This window comes from Shimia sp., assembly GCF_049116215.1.
GTDB lineage: Bacteria > Pseudomonadota > Alphaproteobacteria > Rhodobacterales > Rhodobacteraceae > Shimia.
Window position 1 is genome coordinate 653699 of sequence record NZ_JAGDZB010000001.1, and the last position, 19765, is coordinate 673463.

The following is a 19765-nucleotide window of genomic DNA, read 5'->3' on the forward strand; positions in this document are numbered from 1 at the left end:
CTAAGGGACGCTTACATGCCTTCAACCGGTGTCAAACCGGCCGGGGTGCCATTGCCATCCAAAGTGATCGCCGCGACCTTCTCTTCGGCCTCTTTGAGCTTCGCCTCACAGCGGGCCTTCAACGCCGCACCACGCTCATACAACGCAATGGATTTCTCCAACTCAACATCACCACGCTCCAACTGGCCAACAACCTGTTCCAGCTCGCGCATCGCCGCTTCAAAGCTCATCTCTTCCACAGGTGTGTCGCTCATTTGGCTCTCTCCATCAAAACCTCGACATGCGCCGCCACCGACGCTGCCAAAGCGTTCAGATCATATCCACCTTCCAAAGTCGAGACCACGCGCCCGCGACTGTGCTGGTCCGCCACATCACACAGCTTCTGCGTCACCCAAGCAAAGTCGTCCTCGGTCCATTCCAATTGCGCCAGCGGATCATCTTTGTGCGCATCGAAGCCCGCTGACAGGATCAACAACTCCGGTTCAAACGCCTCCAAGGCGGGAAACACTTGCGCTTCATAAGTCGCCCGCATCAGCCGCCCGTCGCTGTGCGGCGGCAAAGGCAAGTTCATCACATTGTCCTGTGCGCCAGTTTCCTTCGGCATGCCAGTGCCAGGCCACAGCGGGTTCTGGTGGCTGCCGATAAATAGGCTGCGCGGCTCGTCCCACAACAAGGCCTGCGTGCCATTGCCGTGGTGCACATCAAAATCCACCACCGCCACACGGCTCAACCCATGGCGCTCCAGCGCATGTTTGGCGGCAATTGCGGCCGTGCCAAACAGACAAAACCCCATAGGTTTGCTCTGCTCCGCATGGTGTCCCGGCGGACGACAAGCGACAAAAGCGTTGCCCACCTCGCCCGCCAGCACCGCATCCACCGCCGCCAGACACCCGCCAACTGCGTGACGTGCGGCCAGCGTCGAGCCCGGCGACATATAGGTGTCGCCATCCAAAGCCACCGTACCACTTGCCGGTTCCGCCGCTGTGATGGCCTCAAGATGACTTTGCGGATGGCACAACAGAATGTCGGCGTCCGAACACTCCGGCGCCTCGCGCCGATCCAACGCCTCAAACCGGTCCGCGCTCAAAGCCGCCTGAATGTGCTCGATCCGCGCAACCTGCTCCGCATGGCCCGGCGGCGTCTTGTGTTGCAACGAACTTGCGTGACTGAACAACGCTGTGGTCATCTCACTCCCCCGCTTCTTCTGACCCAAAATACTCTCGCCGAAGGCGAAACCAACTCCGCTAGCAGATCAGTCCGGTGCCAGCATATAGCCCGCCCCACGCACAGTCTGCAGATAACGCGGTTGTTTTGGATCCTCTTCCAACTTGCGCCGCAAACGGGTGATCTGCACATCCACCGCCCGCTCCTGCGCTTGACCTTTATCGCGACCCAGTTCTTCCACCAGCTTGCCGCGGCTCACCGCCTCACCCGGGGTTTTGGAGAAAATCTTCATTAGCTGGCTCTCGGTGGCGGTCAGACGCACTGGCTCTTCGCCCTGCCACATCTCGCCGCGATCAATGTCATAGCGAATGCCGCCCAGATGCAGCACCTTGGGCACCGTGGAGGCCTCATCCACCTCCGGCATCCGCCGCAGAATGGCATTGATCCGCAACAGCAACTCTTTGGGCTCAAACGGCTTGGCCAGGTAATCGTCCGCGCCAGCTTCCAACCCGGCGATCCGATCCTCGGTTTCGCCTTTGGCTGTGAGCAGCAGAACCGGCGTTTGCGAGGTCTCGCGAATGCCACGGGTCAGGCTCATGCCATCTTCGCCCGGCATCATCACGTCCAGCACAATCAGATCAAAATCGAGCCCTGACAAAATCCGCCGGGCATGGGCCGCATCGCGGGCCGCTGACACCAGAAACCCGTTGCGCATCAGAAACTTCCGCAGAAGTTCGCGAATGCGCTCGTCATCATCGACAATCAAAAGGTGGGGATCGATGTCTTTCATTTGCCCGACTCGCGCAGTGACAGATATTGCCGTTTCATTTCACCTTCCATCATCGCCTCAAGCACCCGCCGGAACCCGGCCACATCCTCTGGTCCCGCCTCGCGAAACGCTGTGCGCATCCGCACCCGCTGCGCGTCCGACAAGCGATGTTCCAGCGCCGTGCCTTCCTCGGTCAGAAACAGGTTCCGTTCCCGCCGATCAGACGTGCCCACGCGACTTTCCACAAGCCCATCTTCAATCAACGTGCGCAACACACGATTGAGTGACTGTTTCGTCACCCCCAGAATATCGAGCAAGTTGGTCACCGTGGTGCCCGGCGCGCGGTTGATGAAGTGGATCGCCCGATGATGCGCCCGACCATAGGCCATGCTTTCAAGGATTCGGTCCGGGTCTGCCGTGAAGCCCCGATAGGCAAAATACATCGCCTCTATGCCCTGCCGGAGCTGCTCATCGGTGAGATACAGCAGGTTCTCACTCCGAATTGGATCGCTCATTTGGCCTCCCAACATCACAATTGACGGGTTTGATCGTCACAATACGTCAGCTTTGTTGACACTCCAAGCGCTAACTGGTAGCGAATCGCAGGTTTTGCGCAATTTTATGTCCGATACGGCCATATGCAACGCAATAAATGAAAAACTGAACGCATATTGGAAAGCGAAAGGAACGACCATGGCTGGTGCATATGACGATCGTGACGGCGTCATCTGGATGGATGGCGAATTTGTGGATTGGCGCGAGGCCAAGGTGCACGTCCTGAGCCATGCGCTGCACTATGCCAGCTCGGTCTTCGAAGGTGAGCGCGCGTATAACGGCAAGATTTTCAAAAGCCGCGAGCACAACGAGCGCCTGTTCAAATCCGCGGAATCGCTGGACATGCCGATGCCAATCTCGCTCGATGAGCTGGAAGCGGCCAAGCAGGAAACCCTGAAAAAATCCGGCCTGAAAGACGCCTATGTACGCGTTGTTGTCTGGCGCGGGTCCGGGGATGACATGGGGGTCGCCTCTGCGGCCAACCCTGTCCGTGTTGCCATCGCCGTTTGGGCCTGGGGCGCGTACTACGGCGACGCCAAAATGCAGGGCGCCAAGCTCGACATTGCAGAATGGAAACGCCCAAGCCCGGAAACCATCCCGGTACACGCCAAGGCCGCAGGTCTCTACATGATCTGCACCATCTCCAAGCACAAAGCAGAGGCCAAAGGCTGCTCTGACGCGCTGTTCATGGACTACCGTGGCTACGTGGCCGAAGCGACCGGCGCCAACATCTTCTTTGTGAAAGATGGCGAAGTGCACACCCCGCTGCCGGACAGCTTCCTGAATGGCATCACCCGCCAGACCGTGATTGGCATGCTCAAGGACAAAGGCATCACCGTGATCGAGCGCCACATCATGCCCGAAGAGATGGCGGATTTTGAGCAATGCTGGCTGACCGGCACCGCCGCCGAAGTGACCCCCGTGGGCCAGATTGGCGACTACACCTTTGAAGTGGGCGACATCACCCGCGACATCGCCGAGTCCTACGAGAAGCTCGTGCGCGCGTAAGCTGCTCAACATATCAAATAGACACGGGGGCCAATCGGCCCCCGTTTTGCTTTATGAAAACAACTCCGCGTAGCTCTCGCGCAGTGCCTTCTTCTGCACCTTGCCCATAGTGTTGCGCGGCAACTCCGGCAAGAAAATTACCTGTTTGGGCTGTTTGAACTTCGCCAGCCTCTCCGCCAGTGGCCCACTTACCTGTGCCTCTGTCAGAGTGGGGTCGGAGCGCACCACCACGGCCACCACAGCCTCGCCAAAATCCGCATGCGGCACGCCAATGACCGCGCTTTCCAACACGCCGTCCAGATCATCAATCAGCGACTCGATTTCTTTGGGATAGACATTGAACCCGCCGGTGATCACCAGATCCTTCGAGCGCCCCACGATGGTCACATAGCCATCGCCGTCCTCCTTGGCCAAATCCCCCGTGATGAACCACCCATCCGGCAATAGCTCCTCAGCGGTTTTCTCCGGCATCTGCCAATAGCCCTGAAAGACATTGCGCCCGCGCACTTCCAGAACGCCAATCTCACCCTGCGCCACTTCAGCACCATCCGCGCGAATCCGCGCCTCGACACCCGGCAGCGGAAAGCCCACCGTCCCAGCCCGACGCTCCCCATCGTAGGGATTGGACGTGCTCATATTGGTTTCGGTCATGCCGTAGCGTTCCAGAATGCGATGCCCGGTACGCGCTTCCCATTGCTCGTGCGTGTCCACCAGAAGCGGCGCAGAGCCGGAGATAAACAGCCGCATATTGGCCGCTTGCTCTTTAGTGAGCCGCGCGTCCTTCAACAGACGGGTGTAGAAGGTTGGCACGCCCATCAGGCTGGTTGCCTTGGGCATCGCGTCCAAAATCGCATCGGCGTCAAATTTCGCCAAAAACACCACCGAGGCGCCTGACAGCAGCGCCACATTGGTCGCCACAAACAGCCCGTGCGTGTGGAAGATCGGCAAGGCGTGGATCAGCACATCGTCCTTGGTGAACTGCCAGTAATCCCGCAGGGTTTCAGAGTTGGACAGCAGGTTGTCATGGCTCAACATCGCCCCCTTGGAGCGCCCCGTAGTGCCCGACGTATAGAGGATCGCCGCCAGATCATCCGCGCCCCGTGCCACTGGCTCAAACCCGGTTTGACCTTCCGCCAGATCGGTCAGGCTGCCATGCCCAGCGCCATCCAGCGTCAGCACCGCTGCGCCTTTGGCAATTGGTGCAATCTCTTCCGCTTTAGCGGGGTCACAAACCACCACACGCGGCGTGGCATCTCCAAGGAAATAGGCCACTTCATTGTTCGTATAGGCCGTGTTGAGCGGCAAAAACACGCCACCCGCCATGACCGTGCCAAGATAGAGTTGGATCGCCTCAATTGTCTTCTCGACCTGCACCGCCACGCGGTCACCCGGTTGCACGCCCTGCGTGACCAAAGCTGCCGCAATGCGCTCCGCCCCGGCAAACAGCCCGCCAAAGGTCACCGGATCCTGCCCCGGCACCTCGGCAAACACCTCACGCCCGCGCCCCTCGGCGGATGCACTTAACGCGGCAATCAAATAGTTGTCCTGATACATGGCGGCCCCTCCGTATTTGGCACGGACCTTTCCCGCTCCCACATCAAAGATCAAGCCCGCCTTGTCATTCCTGCGCCCCTGCGCCACAGTCCGGCCAACCCCAATTTTCGGACATCTCCATGCAGCCGCTCAAAGGCATTGCCTTCAAGATCACCGCCATCGCGCTTTTCTCCGTTATGGCCGCGCTGATCAAAGCCACGGCTGATGAGGTGCCGGCAGGCCAAGCCGTGTTCTTTCGGTCTTTCTTTGCCTTGTTTGTGATCTTCATCTGGCTCCTGCAGCGCGGGGAGATGCCGCAAGGCCTGCGCGTAAACAACGCTATGGGCCATGTCTGGCGCGGGGTGATTGGCACCACCTCGATGGCGATGAACTTCGCCGCGCTTGGGCTCTTGCCGCTGCCCGAAGTCACTGCCATTGGCTTTGCAGCACCCCTGATGACCGTGATTTTTGCGGCCATGTTTCTGGGTGAAGAGGTCCGCGCCTTCCGCCTGACGGCTGTTGGCATTGGCTTGGTTGGGGTCTGCGTGGTGCTCTGGCCGCGCCTAACCATCTTTGATGCGGACCAAGCCTCTGCTGTAGCGACCGTCGGTGTGATGCTGGTGCTCGGTTCTGCCCTCTTCCGCGCACTGGCGCAGATCCACATCCGCAAACTGGTGCAAACCGATCAGACCTCCGCAATTGTGTTCTACTTCTCGCTCACGGCCTCCTGCCTATCGCTGCTGACCTTGCCGTTTGGTTGGGTCATCCCGACATGGGAACAGGCCGGTTTACTGGTCACGGCTGGCCTGATCGGCGGCGTGGCACAGATCATGCTCACATCGTGCTACCGGTTTGCACCCGCCTCTGTGGTGGCACCGTTTGACTATGTGGCGATGTTGTTTGCGATTGTGATTGGCTACGTCTGGTTCTCAGAAATCCCAACACCGCAGATGCTTGTGGGTGCCGCCATCGTGATCTCCGCTGGCATTCTCATCATCTGGCGGGAGCGCCAATTGGGCCTGCAACGTGGCAAAGCCCGCCCCGGCATCACGCCTCAAGGCTAAACGGCGTTACGCCCAGCTTTCTGGCAGATCGCGGCCCAACTCACCGGCCAAAACCTGCGCATAGGCCCGCATCTCAGCCACCCGTTTTTGGGCCGTCAGCTTGCCAGCCACGGTCTGCATGTCCTCCGGCAAGCGAAACAGCTTCACCGGCCAATGATCCAACGCCCAGGCGCTATCATCCAACTCCCGGTGTTCGGCAAAGGGATCATTCTCATCATACAGCGCCCGGCCCAAAGCCCCGCCCACCGCAAAGGTGCGCGCAATGCCAATCGCGCCCAGCGCATCCAGTCTATCCGCATCCCGCAGAATCCGCGCTTCCAGCGACTTCGGCTTCAAACCAGCGGAGAAACTGTGGGTGGCAATCGCATGCTGCGCCGCGGCTACCTCGTGATTGCTAAAGCCATGGCTGCGCAAAATTGGCGCCGCTGCGCCCGCCGCCATGGTGCTAGCCCGCGCGCGGTGCGGCGAATCCTTGGGCAAGTTCACCAGGTCATGCAGATACGCCGCGCCGAGCAGCACCCGCAAATCGGCGCCGCCTTCGGCTTCCGCCAAGGCTTGTGCTGTCGTCCAGACCCGATCCAAATGCGCCAGATCATGTGCGCTGTCCTGCGCCATGCGCTCCGCCGCTTCTGCGCGCAGAGCCTCTCTCAGGTCGGTCAGATCAACGCTGTCCAGCATCAGCCGATTTTGCCTTGATTCTCACCCACCTGACCGCGATGCAGCAGCAGATGATCCAGGATCACGCAGGCCATCATAGCCTCGCCCACCGGCACCGCGCGGATGCCCACACAGGGGTCATGACGCCCCTTGGTGATCACCTCCGTCGGGCTACCATCAATTCGGATCGACTGGCGCGGCGTGAGGATCGAGCTGGTCGGCTTCACCGCAAAGCGCACCACCACATCCTGACCAGTGGAAATACCGCCCAAAATGCCGCCCGCGTGGTTGGACGAAAACACCGGCTGTCCGTCATTGCCCATGAAAATCTCATCGGCATTTTCCGAGCCTTTCAGCCCTGCCGCCGCCATGCCTTCACCAATTTCCACGCCTTTCACGGCGTTGATCGACATCATCGCCGCCGCCAGGTCGGTATCAAGTTTGCTATATACCGGCGCGCCAATCCCCGCAGGCACATTGCGCGCAACAACCTCAACGACGCCACCCACACTGTCATGCTCTTTGCGCAGCTTTTGCAGGTAGTCTTCCCACTCCTGCGCCACATCGGCGGCCTGCGGAATCCAGAAATCATTGCGGTCAATCGCGTCCCAATGGAAGTTCTCGCGATCAATCTCCATTGCGCCCATCTTGGTCATGTAGCCTTTGATCTCAAGATTGGGCGCAATCGCCTTGATCGCCTCCCGCGCAATACCGCCAGCCGCCACCCGTGCGGCTGTCTCACGCGCCGAGCTGCGCCCGCCGCCGCGATAATCGCGGTTGCCATATTTCATGTGATAGGTGATGTCCGCATGCCCGGGACGAAACGTCTGGCTGATCTCGCCATAATCCCGGCTGCGCTGATCGGTGTTTTCGATCATCAACTGGATCGACGTGCCGGTGGTCTTGCCTTCAAACACACCGGACAGAATCTTCACTGCATCAGGCTCATTGCGCTGGGTGGTGTTCTTGTTCTGACCGGGGCGACGCTTGTCCAGCCAATGCTGCAACATCCTCTCATCCACCGGCACCCCCGGAGGGCACCCATCCACCGTCGCGCCCAGCGCAGGCCCGTGGCTCTCACCCCAAGTGGTGACGCGAAAAAGATGTCCAAAGCTATTCATCGACATGCGGCAACTCCCGTTTCACCGCACCTTTATCGTCATTGGCGGCAAGGGGGAAGTCAGCAGCGCGCGAATGCGGCGTGACGCCTCGCCAAAGCCACACTCCCTTAACAAGGAAAGCGCTTTTGGTGGCGCGTATTTACTGCGGCGCCTCGTCCAAAAAGCACTGCACCTCAACCTGATAGCCATTCGGATCTTCACAGAAAAAACTGTAGATCCCAAACCGCTCCAAAACCTCCGGCGCGCCACGCACAGAAGCCCCAGCCACCGTCACACGCGCATACCAGTGATCCACAGCCGCCCGGTCAGCGACCAATAGCGTGATCATGCTGCCTTTCGGTTCCACAACCCGCCCATCAAAGGCCTCACACAGCCCCAACCGCGCACCGGGCGCTGTCTCAAAAATCAGCGCACTGCCCGCATCACGTATCACTGGCAGGCGCAACACATCGCGATAAAACCCTGCCGCTGTCTTCAGTTTTTCTGTGTAAACCCAGGTGATCTGCCCAGTGACGCCTGTCATTTTAAACGCCCCACAATGCGGCCAATAAAGATGGCGACAAACATCGTGCCAACAATCGCCTGCATCCCGGTCATGATACGCGTCAGGCTCGCCGCCGGCGTGATCTCGCCATAGCCCACCGTGGTCATGGTGATCATTGAGAAATATACAAACCCGGCCTTCTGCCCGGCTATATCCTCCGGCATGTTGAACGACCCCGGATAGGCTGCTTCAATCCGCCAATAAGCCAGCCCCCACAGCATCGCGATCAACAGGTAGCCAAACACCCCGCTGGACAGCCGCTCATATTCCGAATGCACTGGCGCAAACAGCTGGCGAAAGCTGATGATCATCGAGCCAAACAGCATGAGCGCTGCCAATGCGTACAACCCACCATTCACCGTCATGCCGAAAAACTCCGCCATGATCAGCAGTACAAACCACGCCATCACTGGCACCGCCATGGTGATCCGCAAAAACGTGTTGCGCTCGGTTGCGCCAACAACCCCAAGAAACAAGAAGCTCAATCCCCACAACCCGGCCGTGCTGGCCCAGCCATAGCGGTCGTCCAACCCATCCAGCAGCATCAACAGCATCAGCAGGCCCAACAGGATTGACCACCGATGCTTTTGAAAGAAGCCCTCAGGCACCATCATTTCGCTGCTGTTGTTCATTTTTTTGTCCTCAAATCACCTAAGGCTGTGCAAAGATGCCACCATAACAACCGCATAAGCCACAATTTCAGGCCAGCCTACGCGGAATTTGAACAATTTGGGAAGTACTCGATATGGATGAAAGACGTTTGATTGATCTGGGCATTCGCCTTCTGTTCCTCGGTGTGTTTGCCTTCGCTGCCTTCACCATCATCCTGCCACTCTCTGGCATTGTGGTCTGGGCTATCATTCTCGCGGTGGCGATTTACCCTTTGTTTGATTGGCTTTCCACCAAACTTGGTGGGCGCCGTGGTTGGGCATCCACCATCATAACGCTGTTGGGTCTCGGTTTGACGATTGGCCCGCTCTGGGCCTCGGTCAGCAGCTTTTTTGCCCACTTCAATGAGCTCAGCGACAAACTGCAAACTGGCAAGCTTGACCTGCCACCAGCGCCAGAAGGCCTAAGCGAGATCGCCCTTGTCGGCCCCAAAGCCACCGAAATCTGGAATCTGTTCAACAGCAACCTCGCCCTCGCTCTGGAGCGTTACGGCGATGTTGTGTTGGGCTTTGCCTCGACCATCGGCGGCGCTGTTGCTGGGCTGAGCTTCCAACTTCTCGCCATGGCGCTGTCCGTGATTGTCATGGGCATGATGCTCTCCCCGGGGCCTAAACTCGGCGACATGGTGCAGAAATTTGGCAACCGCGTCTTTGCCCCCAAAGGTGGTGAATTTGTCGAAATGGCCGCCGCCACCGTGCGCAACGTGTCCCGCGGCGTGCTTGGCGTCGCCGCGCTACAAGCTGGCTTGATGGGCGTTGTGATGATGCTCTTTGGCATTGAGGCCGCTGGTCCTCTAGCCGTTGTGGTACTGATCCTTGGCATCATCCAGGTTGGCCCCACCATTGTGGTGATCCCGCTGGTGATCTGGGCTTGGGGTTCCATGGGCACCGGCGCCGCACTCCTGTTCACCGCCATCATGATTCCGCTGATGTTAATGGATAACTTCCTACGCCCGATCTTTATCGCCAAAGGTCTCAACACGCCGATTCTCGTGATCCTCGTAGGCGTCATCGGCGGCGTGCTCTCCGGCGGCCTGATCGGCATCTTTGTTGGCCCCGTGATCCTGTCGGTCTTCTATGAACTGGTGATCGCTTGGATGGACGCCGAAGTGACCGAAGAGATCGAAGCTGACGCCGAAGCACTTGAGGAAGCCCGGAAATGAAGCGCACATTCTGGAGCATCCTTGCCCTCCTCTTCATAGTGGTGTCCTGGTATCTCGCAGCGGATCGCATCACGCCGTTCACTTCAAACGCACGAGTGAAAGCCATCATCACACCGGTCACTCCTCAGGTGTCCGGCACGGTGATTGAGATAAACGCGGACAATGGTGAAATTGTTGAAGCGGGTACTGTGATTGCCCGCATCGACGCGCGCCAGTTTGAAATCCAGAAGCAAAGCGCCGAAGCGGATCTGGAACTCGCCACGCAGGATGTTGGCGCCGACAGTGCGGATGTCAGCAGCGCCCAAACCCGTGTCACCCGCGCGCAAACCGATCTGGAAACCGAGCGCCTGCAATCCGCCCGCGTGTTTGAACTGGAAGAAAAAGGTCTGATCGCCGTCGCCAAAGCCGACGAAGCCCGCCGCCGTCTGGCCGATGCCGAATCCGAGCTGGAGCAAGCGCAGGCCGATTTGGAAAGCGAACAGAAAGCGCTTGGCAGCACTGGCGCCGACAACCCGCGCATTCAGGCTGCACTGGCCAAACTGGCGGATGCAGAATTGAAACTCAGCTGGACCGAGCTCGAAGCCCCCGCCCGCGGTGTACTGTCTGATCTGGACATCGCGGAAGGCAACTACGCCAAATCCGGACAAAGCCTGATGACCTTCATCGACGCCAGCAACGTCTGGGTCGAGGCCTATCTGACCGAAAACAACCTCGGCAACGTCAAGAAAGGCGATCCGGTGGATGTGGTGCTCGACATGCACCCCGGCAAAATCTTCAAAGGTGAGGTGGTCAGCCTCAGCGCCGCCAGCTCCGACGGCACCAAGAGCAAGCCGGGTGAACCCACAGAAATCCCACGTGCCAATGGCTGGCTACGCGACCCCCAACGTTTTGCCCTGCGCATCATCTTGCCCGGCTACACCGAAGGCGACGAAACCGACGACGTGCGGTTTAACGTGAACGGACAGGCGGATGTGATTGTCTACACCAACGACAACGCCTTCCTGAATCTGGTGGGCCGGGTGTATATCAAAATGGTGTCCTGGCTGTCTTATGCCTATTGAGGTTGACCCAGCGCTAGAACGGCGTGGCCTGCGCTTGGCAACCGGCGTGTCCGGCAGCTTTGCGCTCGCCATCCTGATCGGCTGGCCGCTGGCCACAATCTGCACCGTGTTTGTGGTGCTGTTCCTGCAAGCTCCCGGCCCCATGCCACCCATCGCCATCCGCACGCTGTTCCGGCAGGCGGTGGTATTTCTGGTGGCGTCCTGGGTGTTCTCTACTGCGCTGGCGCCCTACCCGGTGGCCTTTCTCATGGCCCTCGCACTGGCCGTGGCCACCTGTTTTTATTGGTCCACCAAAGGCGCAGGCATGCTCAGCGTCGTGCTGGCGCTTATGGCCGCGTTGATGTTGCCAACTCTGGTGCTCACCTCCCAAGACCTCGCGCTGATCTTGGTGATCTGGATTCCGCTCAACCTTGTGCTGGCGTGGCTCTGGACCGTGGCGATGTTTCGCTTCTTCCCACCCACGCCGCAAGGCGTCGCTGCCGCCGCCAAACCCGACGCGCCGCACTATGATCCCAACCGGCTGGTCCTGCGCATGTCGCTCGTCACCATCCCCTTTGCGATCTACTTCTACCTAGTGGGCAGCGGCGCGCTGGTCACACTGCTGTTTGTCGCCATCCTGTCACAACAACTCTCCGCCGCCACCGCCGCCGGTCCTGTTGTGGCCAAAAACATGATGAAGGCCAACTTCATCGGCGGTCTGGTCGCCATCACATGTTACGAGCTCACTGTCATCGCGCCCTTGATGCTCACCGCATTGCTGGTCTTCGCCGTCGCCGCTTTCCTGCTATCCTACTGGTTCATTTCGGACCGGCCGGACGCTTCCATGGGCGGCACAGCCCTGACCACCACAGTGATCTTGTTTGGCGGCTCCATCGCTCCCTTTGGCAAAGACGCCGACGTGAAAATGATCGACCGTCTTGTTCAGATCGGCAACGCGCTGATCTTTGTCCTAATCGCCTACATCCTGGTGGACGCTTTCTTCCCGCTTGATCCAGAAAAGCGGCAACGCCGCCGCCGCGGCCTGCGTGGCCTTTTGCGTCGCGCGAAGACCTGACATGCGCTGAGGGCGGTTGCAGCCCGACTCAAGTTGCGTTTACATCGCGTCAGCGAACATCTTCACAAAGCAACGACTTGAGGCAGGCACCATGGACATCCGCGCACTTGGCATGGGGCTGCTCTTTGCCCTAATCTGGTCCTCTGCCTTCACTTCCGCGCGGATCATTGTCGCCGACGCCTCCCCGCTTATGATCTCCTCTCTGCGCTTTGCCATTGCAGGTACCATCGGGGTGATCATCGCCCGCGCCTTGGGCCAATCTTGGCACCTGACGCCGGCGCAATGGCGCGCCACCATCATCTTTGGCCTCTGCCAAAACGCGCTTTATTTGGGCCTGAACTTCACCGCAATGACCACGATCGAGGCCTCGCTCGCGTCGATCATCGCCTCCACTATGCCCTTGATCGTCGCCCTCCTTGGCTGGGCCGCAAAAGGTGAAAAGCTCAGCCCCATGGGCACCATCGGCCTCATCGTTGGCTTTGGTGGGGTGCTGTTGATCATGGCGGGTCGGATCAGCGCCGGCGTCGACCTCTTTGGCGTTCTGCTCTGCGTGATCGGTGCCACAGCACTGGCGATTGCCACCCTCGCCGTGCGCAACGCGTCTTCCGGCGGCAACATGTTGATGATTGTTGGATTGCAGATGTTTGTTGGCGCGATCACGCTGTTCTTCGCATCGCTGATTTTCGAAACATGGACGGTCAACTGGAACCCCAAGATGCTGACCGCCTTCATCTACACCATCTTGGCGCCCGGCCTGTTTGCCACCTGGATTTGGTTTGCGCTTGTCGCCCGCATCGGCGCGGTCAAAGCCGCCACGTTCCACTTCCTGAACCCCTTCTTCGGCGTCGCTATTGCCGCCATGATCCTGGGAGAAAAACTCGGCTTCTGGGACATCGTCGGTGTGGCCGTGATCTGCGCCGGCATCCTCGCTGTGCAGCTTTCGAAACAATCACACACGGCCAAGTGATCCCGCGTCACCGCTGTTTGAGATGACACGCCGCACAGCACTTGGCACAAGAGAGGCATGGAATACCTCTTTGCATATGGCGCGGGTCTGCTGACCCTGATCAACCCCTGCGTGGTGCCGGTTCTGCCCATCGTGTTGACCAGCGCACTGCAAGCCTCCCGTCACGGCCCCGCTGTGCTGGCGCTCGGCATGAGCCTCAGCTTTGTGGTCTTTGGCATGGCCGTGACCGTGTTTGGCCACGCCATTGGCCTGACGCCAGAAACCCTCTCCAAGGCCGGCGCAGTCTTGATGATGGGTTTTGGCGCCGTCTTACTGGTCCCGCAATTCTCCAGCGCCTTCTCCACCGCCACCGCAGGCGTCGCCGCCACTGCAGACAACACGCTCAACGCAGTGGATCACACCAGCCTTCAAGGCCAATTCCTCGGCGGCCTGCTGCTCGGCCTCGTCTGGTCTCCCTGCATCGGGCCCACACTAGGCGGCGCCATCGCACTGGCGTCTCAAGGCGAAAGCCTCACCCACGCCACTATTATCATGGTCGCCTTTGCCGCCGGCGTCTCCACCTTGATCCTAGGTCTCGGCTACGGCGCCCGCTCGGCGCTTGGAAAACACCAAGCCACCCTGCGCGCCATCGCCGCCAAATCGCGCCCCATCCTTGGCGGCGTCTTCTTCCTCACCGGCCTCGCACTGTTTTTTAACGTCCACCACATGATCGAAATCTGGCTCTTGGGCGTCCTGCCCCCATGGCTGCTCGATCTCTCTGTCGCCCTTTAAAAGGAGTTTCCCTTATGCACCGTCGCACCTTCCTGGCCTCCGCTGCCGCCACGCTGGCCCTGCCCATGGCCGCCCGCGCCGCCACCGACTACACCCCGGGTCTCGTGAAAAAGCACCTCGCAGCGGGAGACACCGTCTTCTTGGATTTCAAAACCGAGTGGTGCACCACTTGCGCCGCACAAGAACGCGCCATTGACGCCCTGCTGCGCGAAAACCCCGTCTACAAAGATGCCATCACTTTCATCAACGTTGACTGGGACAAGCACAAAACCTCTGATTTGGCCCGTGAGTTAAAGATCCCGCGCCGCTCCACTTTGGTGGTGCTCAAAGGTGATCAGGAACTTGGCCGCATCGTCGCAGGCACCAACAAAAACAAGATCAAAGCATTGATGGACACCGCCCTCACCGCCGCCACAGCGTAAGCTTTCCGGATCACGCCAAATGTTGCACCGCGACACGTCGGCGTGATCCCCTCTTTTCAAACCCCCGTTTCCTCCCATATGCCTGACAGCAGAACCCTGATCCCCACTTTGAGATCAGCGAAGGAGACGCGCATGACCAAATACACCCGCGACACCGATGTGATCGCCACCCTCACCGATGAACAGCACTGGGTCACTCAGGAAAACGGCACCGAACGCCCCGGCTCCGGCAAGCTTTTGTACAACAAAGAGCCCGGCATCTATGTCGATGTGGTCTCTGGTGAACCGCTGTTTGCCAGCTCTGACAAATATGAAAGCGGCTGCGGCTGGCCCAGCTTCACCAAGCCCATCGAGACCGCCCACGTGACCGAACACCACGACGCCACCGCCGGCATGATCCGCACCGAAGTGCGCTCCAAACACGGTGACAGCCACCTAGGTCACGTCTTCCCCGACGGACCACAAGACCGTGGCGGACTGCGCTACTGCATCAACTCCGCCTCCCTGCGGTTTGTGCACCGCGCCGATATGGAAGGCGAGGGCTATGGCGCTTACCTTGATCAAGTAGAGGAGATCGACCAATGAGCGAACGTGCAGTACTGGCAGGCGGCTGTTTCTGGGGCATGGAAGATCTGATCCGCAAAATGGATGGCGTACTGAGCACCCGCGTCGGCTACACCGGCGGTGACGTGCCCAACGCGACTTATGAAAACCACGGCACCCACGCCGAGGCCATCGAGATCACCTTTGATCCCGCCAAAACCTCATATCGCAAACTATTGGAATTCTTCTTCCAGATCCACGATCCCACCACGCCCAACCGTCAGGGCAACGACCGTGGCACCTCCTATCGCTCCGCGATTTACTACACCGATGCGGATCAAAAGGCGGTGGCCGAGGACACCATCAAAGACGTCGACGCCTCCGGCCTCTGGCCCGGCAAAGTGGTCACCGAGGTCGAACCGGTCAGCGACTTCTGGCAGGCGGAAGAGTATCACCAGGACTATCTGGAAAAGAACCTTGGCGGCTACACCTGCCACTTCGCCCGCCCCGATTGGGTCCTGCCCAAACGCAACGGCTGAGCCTCAAGGCTGGCGTCCCGCGCCAGCCTAAAGCACCAAAGCTTGTAACTGCTCTGACGTATGCGCAATCACTCCCTCGGTTGCGCTCACGTCAAAGAAACCAACTCCGTTTTCGAGAGCGCTGCGGACAACTTCTTCATACGCCTGCTCGGCAACCGACCAGGCAAAAGACATATAAATCCCGCTTTGCGCACAGCTGTAGTCAGTGACAAGGCTCTCATCGAATGGCTTCAGTGCCCGCGCACCACCAAACAGCCGCTGCCAAAACCCGCGTTTTTCTTCAACCAACGAGTCAAAGTCGAAAGCATAAGGTCCGTTCATGGGCGGAAACTTCTGCTGAACTGCATCATAAAATTGCGGCAGGTTCCCGGTCATTCCATCCGGCGAATTATAGTCTCGCGGCTCCTGCCACTTTGTCAGATCGCCATACCACGCCATAAACTCGGGACGCGACACAGGCGCAACCGCAGGGTCAAATATCAATAAATCGTAGCTCATTACACCTCTCCGATCGCCTGCCGAAACGCCCGGCTGTGCCTGATCCATTCCAACCAACAAGACAGCGCCCAATGGCGTTTCACCATCTTTCGACCTTTTGGAAGCGCTGCAAAGGCCGCCACCATGGGCGCCAACTGACAGTCCGCAAGCGAAATCCGCAAGCCGTTAAGCACCTCACCTTCACTGGCCATGTCATCCAGAACCGCCAACACAGGCTCCGCTGCACGCAGCCCGTCCGTCACAAGCTCTTTGTCCCAGTCGATCCCAGCCTGCTTGCGCACCACCCCATGAGCATAGGCCTGTCGCACCATCGGCCAATAAGCGTAATTGTCGGCAATGGCGATCACCTGATCCATGCGCGCCAAACCCGCTGCATCGCTGGGCACCAATGAGATCCCCTCGAACGCCCGATCCACATAACGGGTGATGGCGGCGGTCTCATAGATCGCAAAATCGCCATGTTGCAGCACCGGCACCCACGCAAACGGATGGGGTCCGCTCGCTTCTGCCTCAAAGGGATTGTCTCGCTTGAGTTCAAACGCCACGCCTTTTGCCGCCAGCGCCATCATCACCACCTGGGTGTAGATGCTTTCCTTGAACCCACAAAGCGTGACCTGATCCACTACCCCGTCCCGCATCACGACAGCCTCTGCACCGCCCAGCGCGCCGCATCCGACACGGTGTCATCCGGATCGTCGCACAGCCCCTGTGCCACCTCTTTCAACGCCCCATCACCGGAGTTGCCAATCGCGTAGAGCACGTTGCGCACAAACCGATTGCGCCCAATGCGCTTGATCGGTGAGCCGGAGAAAAACGTGCGAAACTCTGCATCTTCTAACACAGCCAGCTCCGCCAACTTCGGGGCCAGCAAATCATCCCGCGCGTGATACTTCATCTCCCGCGCATCCTGGGCAAATTTGTTCCAGGGGCAGGCCGACAAGCAATCGTCACAGCCATAAATCCGGTTGCCCAACAGGCCCCGCAAGTCCTCATCCACCGGCCCGTGATGCTCAATGGTCAAATAAGAAATACACCGCCGCGCATCGATCTGATGCGGCGCTGGGAAGGCATCGGTTGGACAGGCGTCCAGACAGGCGCGACACGACCCGCAATGGTCAATTTCTGCTGGATCAGTCTCCAATTCCAGCGTTGTGAACACGGATCCAATAAAGAACCAGGACCCCAAATCGCGGCTCACCAAATTGGTGTGTTTGCCCTGCCAACCAAGCCCCGCGGCCTGTCCCAACGGCTTCTCCGGTACCGGCGCGGTATCCACAAACACCTTCACTTCGGTCTCTGGGCTAGTCTCGGCAATCAACCACCGCGCCAGACGCTTAAGGCGCTTTTTCACCGTGTCATGGTAATCGCGGTTCTGGGCGTAAACAGAGATAGCCGCGCGATCCGCCTCCCCATGCACCGCCGTTGGATCATGCTCCGGCGTGTAGCTTTCGCCAAGCACAATCACCGAGCGCGCCTCCGGCCACAGCACCGACGGGTCAGAACGCCAATGTTTGCGCGCCTCCAGCCATTGCATCTGCCCGTGGTAGTCTTTGGCCAGAAACCCGTCCAAACCCGCCGCCACATGGCCCACTGCATCCGGTCGGCACACTTTGGCCAGATCAAAGCCCATGGCCACCGCCTCTGCTTTCATGCGGCTTGTCAAATCAGCAGACACAGGCCCGCTCCTTCATTTGGCCAAAAATATCCTCGGGGGTGCGGCCATCAGGCCGCAGGGGCAGACAGCCCCCTTGCCAACGTGTGTGATCAGAAATCCAGATCGGCATAATGCGCAGGCGGCGGGAAGCCGGGCACCTGATCCGCCAGCACAGCGCGGAACGCCGGGCGGGATTTGATGGTGGCATACCAATCTTTGACCACAGCGGAGCGGTTCCAATCCACGTCGCTGATGTAATCCAGCGCGCTCAAATGCGCCGCTGCAGTGAAATCCGCCATGGTCATCACATCCCCCGCCAACCAGCGGCGGTGATCAAGCAGCCAATGCATATAGTCGAGATGGTATTTGATCGCCTTGGCCCCAGCTTTCACATTTTTACTGTCTGGATAACCGGTGCCCATCAGCTTGCGATTGACCCGCTCATACAACAGCTTTGAGGTCACCTCATTGTGGAATTTGTCATCAAACCACGCCACCAAACGCCGCACCTCATAGCGCCCATCCGGGTCACGCGGCATCAAGGCTGGCTCAGGGTATTTTTCTTCGAGGTATTCACAGATGGCGTTGCTGTCCGCCATCATCTTGCCGTCCATCTTCAGAACCGGCACCTTGGCGGCCGGATTGCGGCGCAGAAAATCAGGATCCTGCTCCCAATAGCGCTCTTCAACCAACTCCACCTCAAGCCGCTTTTCGCCCATCATCAGGCGCACCTTACGGCAAAACGGGGACAGCGGCACATGGAACAGACGGTTCATCAGCAGGATCACAATGTTATTGGGCTTTGTCCTTCAATGCCTTGCCCCTGCGCATATTTCAATCCGCAAAACACGCCGCACGCGACTCTCCGCGTATCGTGGCGGCCCCGTCCAAGATGGCCGAAGCCCGCCGCCGCAGCGCCGCTGAGGGCTTACTGGCAGAGCGTTTTTTGGGGTTGGGCAACACCGCCGCCAGACGCGCCGCCTGTACCGCCGTCAAATTCTCCGGCCCCACACCAAAATAATGCCGCGCCGCCGCTTCCACGCCAAACACACCTTCATCAAACTCGGCCACATTGAGATAGACTTCCAAAATCCGCCGCTTACTCCAGGTCATTTCCACCAACGGCGTCATCAGCGTTTCCAAAGCTTTGCGCGGCCAACTGCGCCCTTGCCAGAAATAGACGTTTTTCACGGTCTGCTGACTGATTGTGCTCGCGCCTCTCCCGGCCCCTTCGGCAATCGCATCGCGAATAGCCTCGACATCAAATCCCCAGTGCAGACAAAAGTTGGCGTCCTCCGCCGCCACCACAGAGCGCCGCATCACCGGCGCCACTTGCTCAATTGGCACCCATTGATAATCCACCTGCCCAAGCCGGCGTTTTTCGCCCACCATGGTCCAGGTGAACGGCGGATTGATCACAATGAATATCAGGATCGAAAAAATGAACAGCGACACCGCCCACATCAAAACCCGCCGCCACCAATAGCGCAGCCGCACCCACTGGCGCTTGAACACACCAGCTTTGGGCGCAGGCGTCTTCTTGGAGGCCCGCGTCTTGGTCTTTGATTTGGCTGCTTTCTTGGCCATGTCCCTGCCATCTTATCTGGCAAAGGGAGTAGAGCCTCACCGCGCGTTACGCAAGTCTACGGCGAGCAAGACCAGACCTGCACCGAACATCCATCGCCATATTGGGCACAATAAGCCAAAGCCGAATACTCCGCGCTCTCCTGCGAAGCACCAACCCCAAATCCCCAATTGCCAGCAGGCGCTTTCGCAATCGCCCCACAGGTGTTGTAGAAGGTATGCACATTGTCACACTTGCCTTTGCACTCGCTCTGCAAGGCGTTGATCGCGTTCTGCTCGGAATAATGGCTGTGGGACCAACCCCACGCTCCATTTTCCCCAATCGCCACCGCACCCCAGCAATACACATGGCCGCATTGCCCGGCATATGCAGCTTGTGCAATCAGCACGCCAGCGGCAGCCAGTGCCGCAATTTGACTTTTCATG

Annotated in this window: 25 protein-coding genes; 10 read left to right on the plus strand and 15 right to left on the minus strand. The window is 59.1% G+C overall.

Annotated features, from left to right (window positions below; translation table 11 throughout):
- Nucleotides 1–11: 11 nt before the first annotated feature.
- The 4 genes from JXR15_RS03100 to JXR15_RS03115 form a co-directional block, all read right to left on the minus strand.
- Nucleotides 12–254 carry an exodeoxyribonuclease VII small subunit gene (locus tag JXR15_RS03100; RefSeq protein WP_294229248.1) on the minus strand — a complete coding sequence of 81 codons (243 nt, stop codon included), beginning with the start codon at nucleotides 252–254 and terminating at the stop codon, nucleotides 12–14.
- Entirely contained in the window at nucleotides 251–1186 is a 936-nt protein-coding gene (locus tag JXR15_RS03105) for a histone deacetylase family protein (protein WP_422051772.1), read from the minus strand. The genes JXR15_RS03100 and JXR15_RS03105 overlap by 4 nt, the downstream gene beginning before the upstream one ends.
- A gap of 66 nt (nucleotides 1187–1252) precedes the next feature.
- Nucleotides 1253–1954 carry a response regulator gene (locus tag JXR15_RS03110; protein WP_422051773.1) on the minus strand — a complete coding sequence of 234 codons (702 nt, stop codon included), beginning with the start codon at nucleotides 1952–1954 and terminating at the stop codon, nucleotides 1253–1255.
- Entirely contained in the window at nucleotides 1951–2448 is a 498-nt protein-coding gene (locus JXR15_RS03115) for a MarR family winged helix-turn-helix transcriptional regulator (protein WP_294116707.1), read from the minus strand. Before JXR15_RS03115 ends, JXR15_RS03110 begins: the two co-directional genes overlap by 4 nt.
- Nucleotides 2449–2626: 178 nt before the next feature.
- On the opposite strand from JXR15_RS03115, the gene JXR15_RS03120 reads away from it, so the two are divergent.
- On the plus strand, nucleotides 2627–3496 hold the full coding sequence (locus JXR15_RS03120) for a branched-chain amino acid aminotransferase (RefSeq protein WP_299422762.1): 870 nt from the start codon (nucleotides 2627–2629) through the stop codon (nucleotides 3494–3496).
- A gap of 51 nt (nucleotides 3497–3547) precedes the next feature.
- Here JXR15_RS03120 and JXR15_RS03125 read toward each other — a convergent pair whose 3' ends face one another.
- Complete coding sequence (locus tag JXR15_RS03125; protein ID WP_422051774.1) at nucleotides 3548–5050, minus strand: malonate--CoA ligase; 1503 nt, start codon at nucleotides 5048–5050, stop codon at nucleotides 3548–3550.
- A gap of 119 nt (nucleotides 5051–5169) precedes the next feature.
- On the opposite strand from JXR15_RS03125, the gene JXR15_RS03130 reads away from it, so the two are divergent.
- Complete coding sequence (locus JXR15_RS03130; RefSeq protein ID WP_422051775.1) at nucleotides 5170–6093, plus strand: DMT family transporter; 924 nt, start codon at nucleotides 5170–5172, stop codon at nucleotides 6091–6093.
- 6 nt (nucleotides 6094–6099) lie between these two features.
- Here the strand turns inward: JXR15_RS03130 and JXR15_RS03135 are convergent, their stop codons facing one another.
- The 4 genes from JXR15_RS03135 to JXR15_RS03150 all read right to left on the minus strand — a co-directional run bounded on the left by JXR15_RS03135 (nucleotide 6100) and on the right by JXR15_RS03150 (nucleotide 9047).
- Nucleotides 6100–6771 carry an HD domain-containing protein gene (locus JXR15_RS03135; RefSeq protein WP_422051776.1) on the minus strand — a complete coding sequence of 224 codons (672 nt, stop codon included), beginning with the start codon at nucleotides 6769–6771 and terminating at the stop codon, nucleotides 6100–6102.
- On the minus strand, nucleotides 6771–7877 hold the full coding sequence (aroC, locus tag JXR15_RS03140) for a chorismate synthase (RefSeq protein WP_422051777.1): 1107 nt from the start codon (nucleotides 7875–7877) through the stop codon (nucleotides 6771–6773). Before aroC ends, JXR15_RS03135 begins: the two co-directional genes overlap by 1 nt.
- 133 nt (nucleotides 7878–8010) lie before the next feature.
- Nucleotides 8011–8394 (minus strand): VOC family protein, encoded by a 384-nt coding sequence (locus tag JXR15_RS03145; protein WP_422051778.1) that lies wholly within the window; start codon nucleotides 8392–8394, stop codon nucleotides 8011–8013.
- On the minus strand, nucleotides 8391–9047 hold the full coding sequence (locus tag JXR15_RS03150) for a potassium channel family protein (RefSeq protein WP_422051779.1): 657 nt from the start codon (nucleotides 9045–9047) through the stop codon (nucleotides 8391–8393). Before JXR15_RS03150 ends, JXR15_RS03145 begins: the two co-directional genes overlap by 4 nt.
- Nucleotides 9048–9160: 113 nt before the next feature.
- Here JXR15_RS03150 and JXR15_RS03155 point away from each other — a divergent pair, with 113 nt between their 5' ends.
- The 8 genes from JXR15_RS03155 (at nucleotide 9161) to msrA (ending at nucleotide 15603) form a co-directional block, all read left to right on the plus strand.
- Complete coding sequence (locus JXR15_RS03155) at nucleotides 9161–10246, plus strand: AI-2E family transporter (RefSeq protein WP_422051780.1); 1086 nt, start codon at nucleotides 9161–9163, stop codon at nucleotides 10244–10246.
- Nucleotides 10243–11307: an HlyD family secretion protein gene (locus JXR15_RS03160; RefSeq protein ID WP_422051781.1), complete on the plus strand. Its 1065-nt coding sequence runs from the start codon at nucleotides 10243–10245 to the stop codon at nucleotides 11305–11307. The genes JXR15_RS03155 and JXR15_RS03160 overlap by 4 nt, the downstream gene beginning before the upstream one ends.
- Entirely contained in the window at nucleotides 11297–12361 is a 1065-nt protein-coding gene (locus JXR15_RS03165) for a DUF2955 domain-containing protein (RefSeq protein ID WP_422051782.1), read from the plus strand. The genes JXR15_RS03160 and JXR15_RS03165 overlap by 11 nt, the downstream gene beginning before the upstream one ends.
- Nucleotides 12362–12452: 91 nt before the next feature.
- Nucleotides 12453–13328, plus strand: coding sequence for a DMT family transporter (locus JXR15_RS03170; RefSeq protein ID WP_422051783.1), 876 nt, complete (start codon nucleotides 12453–12455; stop codon nucleotides 13326–13328).
- Between the two features lie 57 nt (nucleotides 13329–13385).
- On the plus strand, nucleotides 13386–14099 hold the full coding sequence (locus JXR15_RS03175) for a cytochrome c biogenesis CcdA family protein (protein ID WP_422051784.1): 714 nt from the start codon (nucleotides 13386–13388) through the stop codon (nucleotides 14097–14099).
- A gap of 14 nt (nucleotides 14100–14113) precedes the next feature.
- Nucleotides 14114–14521 carry a thioredoxin family protein gene (locus tag JXR15_RS03180; RefSeq protein ID WP_422051785.1) on the plus strand — a complete coding sequence of 136 codons (408 nt, stop codon included), beginning with the start codon at nucleotides 14114–14116 and terminating at the stop codon, nucleotides 14519–14521.
- 132 nt (nucleotides 14522–14653) lie between these two features.
- Nucleotides 14654–15106, plus strand: coding sequence for a peptide-methionine (R)-S-oxide reductase MsrB (gene msrB / locus JXR15_RS03185; protein ID WP_422051786.1), 453 nt, complete (start codon nucleotides 14654–14656; stop codon nucleotides 15104–15106).
- On the plus strand, nucleotides 15103–15603 hold the full coding sequence (gene msrA / locus JXR15_RS03190; RefSeq protein ID WP_422051787.1) for a peptide-methionine (S)-S-oxide reductase MsrA: 501 nt from the start codon (nucleotides 15103–15105) through the stop codon (nucleotides 15601–15603). The genes msrB and msrA overlap by 4 nt, the downstream gene beginning before the upstream one ends.
- A 27-nt stretch (nucleotides 15604–15630) precedes the next feature.
- Here the strand turns inward: msrA and JXR15_RS03195 are convergent, their stop codons facing one another.
- The 6 genes from JXR15_RS03195 to JXR15_RS03220 form a co-directional block, all read right to left on the minus strand.
- Nucleotides 15631–16101 carry a hypothetical protein gene (locus JXR15_RS03195; protein ID WP_422051788.1) on the minus strand — a complete coding sequence of 157 codons (471 nt, stop codon included), beginning with the start codon at nucleotides 16099–16101 and terminating at the stop codon, nucleotides 15631–15633.
- Nucleotides 16101–16739, minus strand: coding sequence for a glutathione S-transferase family protein (locus JXR15_RS03200; protein WP_422051789.1), 639 nt, complete (start codon nucleotides 16737–16739; stop codon nucleotides 16101–16103). Before JXR15_RS03200 ends, JXR15_RS03195 begins: the two co-directional genes overlap by 1 nt.
- The gene (queG, locus tag JXR15_RS03205) at nucleotides 16739–17752 is read right to left on the minus strand and encodes a tRNA epoxyqueuosine(34) reductase QueG (protein ID WP_422052241.1); all 1014 of its coding nucleotides are present in this window, start codon (nucleotides 17750–17752) and stop codon (nucleotides 16739–16741) included. The genes JXR15_RS03200 and queG overlap by 1 nt, the downstream gene beginning before the upstream one ends.
- A 113-nt stretch (nucleotides 17753–17865) precedes the next feature.
- On the minus strand, nucleotides 17866–18531 hold the full coding sequence (locus tag JXR15_RS03210; RefSeq protein WP_422051790.1) for a glutathione S-transferase family protein: 666 nt from the start codon (nucleotides 18529–18531) through the stop codon (nucleotides 17866–17868).
- Nucleotides 18532–18589: 58 nt separating this feature from the next.
- Complete coding sequence (gene mtgA, locus JXR15_RS03215; RefSeq protein WP_422051791.1) at nucleotides 18590–19342, minus strand: monofunctional biosynthetic peptidoglycan transglycosylase; 753 nt, start codon at nucleotides 19340–19342, stop codon at nucleotides 18590–18592.
- Nucleotides 19343–19398: 56 nt separating this feature from the next.
- Nucleotides 19399–19764, minus strand: coding sequence for a DUF4189 domain-containing protein (locus tag JXR15_RS03220; RefSeq protein ID WP_422051792.1), 366 nt, complete (start codon nucleotides 19762–19764; stop codon nucleotides 19399–19401).
- Nucleotide 19765: the final 1 nt, after the last annotated feature.

Bases quoted from the DNA above. Each gene is read 5' to 3' on its own strand.
- JXR15_RS03195 (WP_422051788.1), bottom strand. From the start codon at position 16,101: ATGAGCTACGATTTATTGATATTTGACCCTGCGGTTGCGCCTGTGTCG.
- JXR15_RS03150 (WP_422051779.1), bottom strand. From the start codon at position 9,047: ATGAACAACAGCAGCGAAATGATGGTGCCTGAGGGCTTCTTTCAAAAG.
- JXR15_RS03105 (WP_422051772.1), bottom strand. From the start codon at position 1,186: ATGACCACAGCGTTGTTCAGTCACGCAAGTTCGTTGCAACACAAGACG.
- msrA (WP_422051787.1), top strand. From the start codon at position 15,103: ATGAGCGAACGTGCAGTACTGGCAGGCGGCTGTTTCTGGGGCATGGAA.
- JXR15_RS03160 (WP_422051781.1), top strand. From the start codon at position 10,243: ATGAAGCGCACATTCTGGAGCATCCTTGCCCTCCTCTTCATAGTGGTG.
- JXR15_RS03200 (WP_422051789.1), bottom strand. From the start codon at position 16,739: ATGCGGGACGGGGTAGTGGATCAGGTCACGCTTTGTGGGTTCAAGGAA.
- JXR15_RS03125 (WP_422051774.1), bottom strand. From the start codon at position 5,050: ATGTATCAGGACAACTATTTGATTGCCGCGTTAAGTGCATCCGCCGAG.
- JXR15_RS03175 (WP_422051784.1), top strand. From the start codon at position 13,386: ATGGAATACCTCTTTGCATATGGCGCGGGTCTGCTGACCCTGATCAAC.
- JXR15_RS03220 (WP_422051792.1), bottom strand. From the start codon at position 19,764: ATGAAAAGTCAAATTGCGGCACTGGCTGCCGCTGGCGTGCTGATTGCA.
- JXR15_RS03155 (WP_422051780.1), top strand. From the start codon at position 9,161: ATGGATGAAAGACGTTTGATTGATCTGGGCATTCGCCTTCTGTTCCTC.
- JXR15_RS03115 (WP_294116707.1), bottom strand. From the start codon at position 2,448: ATGAGCGATCCAATTCGGAGTGAGAACCTGCTGTATCTCACCGATGAG.
- JXR15_RS03145 (WP_422051778.1), bottom strand. From the start codon at position 8,394: ATGACAGGCGTCACTGGGCAGATCACCTGGGTTTACACAGAAAAACTG.
- JXR15_RS03165 (WP_422051782.1), top strand. From the start codon at position 11,297: ATGCCTATTGAGGTTGACCCAGCGCTAGAACGGCGTGGCCTGCGCTTG.
- JXR15_RS03135 (WP_422051776.1), bottom strand. From the start codon at position 6,771: ATGCTGGACAGCGTTGATCTGACCGACCTGAGAGAGGCTCTGCGCGCA.
- JXR15_RS03100 (WP_294229248.1), bottom strand. From the start codon at position 254: ATGAGCGACACACCTGTGGAAGAGATGAGCTTTGAAGCGGCGATGCGC.
- msrB (WP_422051786.1), top strand. From the start codon at position 14,654: ATGACCAAATACACCCGCGACACCGATGTGATCGCCACCCTCACCGAT.
- JXR15_RS03130 (WP_422051775.1), top strand. From the start codon at position 5,170: ATGCAGCCGCTCAAAGGCATTGCCTTCAAGATCACCGCCATCGCGCTT.
- JXR15_RS03210 (WP_422051790.1), bottom strand. From the start codon at position 18,531: ATGAACCGTCTGTTCCATGTGCCGCTGTCCCCGTTTTGCCGTAAGGTG.
- queG (WP_422052241.1), bottom strand. From the start codon at position 17,752: ATGAAAGCAGAGGCGGTGGCCATGGGCTTTGATCTGGCCAAAGTGTGC.
- JXR15_RS03120 (WP_299422762.1), top strand. From the start codon at position 2,627: ATGGCTGGTGCATATGACGATCGTGACGGCGTCATCTGGATGGATGGC.
- JXR15_RS03180 (WP_422051785.1), top strand. From the start codon at position 14,114: ATGCACCGTCGCACCTTCCTGGCCTCCGCTGCCGCCACGCTGGCCCTG.
- JXR15_RS03170 (WP_422051783.1), top strand. From the start codon at position 12,453: ATGGACATCCGCGCACTTGGCATGGGGCTGCTCTTTGCCCTAATCTGG.
- mtgA (WP_422051791.1), bottom strand. From the start codon at position 19,342: ATGGCCAAGAAAGCAGCCAAATCAAAGACCAAGACGCGGGCCTCCAAG.
- aroC (WP_422051777.1), bottom strand. From the start codon at position 7,877: ATGTCGATGAATAGCTTTGGACATCTTTTTCGCGTCACCACTTGGGGT.
- JXR15_RS03110 (WP_422051773.1), bottom strand. From the start codon at position 1,954: ATGAAAGACATCGATCCCCACCTTTTGATTGTCGATGATGACGAGCGC.